General features: G+C 38.3%; 1 protein-coding gene. It reads left to right on the top strand.

Going from position 1 to position 407, the window contains the following annotated elements; translation table 11 throughout:
• Positions 1-25: 25 nt before the first annotated feature.
• Positions 26-407: YibE/F family protein (locus tag C1I98_RS46825; RefSeq protein ID WP_233508601.1), on the top strand; the 382-nt coding region annotated here is incomplete at its 3' end.

Here is a 407-nt window from a genome sequence, read left to right as displayed (position 1 = left end):
TGTGATGGTAATCGGCTTATTAATAATGATGAAGTCGACCGGATTAAGGGCACTCTTAAGCTTGATTTTAAACACCATTTTATTTTTCATTGCAGTGGAAATCGATGTTCAGCAAGAGGGCTCAGGAGTTTTTTGGATTTTTAGCGGAATCGCGGCCGTTTTTTGTGCGGTAACGTTAGTATTAGTTTTAGGTTGGAACAAAAAAATGTGGGTAAGCTTTACAACGACGATGTTAGGAACTTTCATCGCAGTCGCTATTAGTTTATTAGTCTTTAGACTTACCAATAATGGGGGACTTCATTTTGAAACGATGGAGTACGTAACACAAAATCCCGAACCTTTATTTCTAGCTGAAACAGTACTAGGATCATTGGGAGCGGTAATGGATGAATCAACTGACATTATTG

Source organism: Spongiactinospora gelatinilytica (assembly GCF_003236385.1).
Classification (GTDB): domain Bacteria; phylum Actinomycetota; class Actinomycetes; order Streptosporangiales; family Streptosporangiaceae; genus Spongiactinospora; species Spongiactinospora gelatinilytica.
This window is presented reverse-complemented; position numbering and strand designations above follow the sequence as displayed.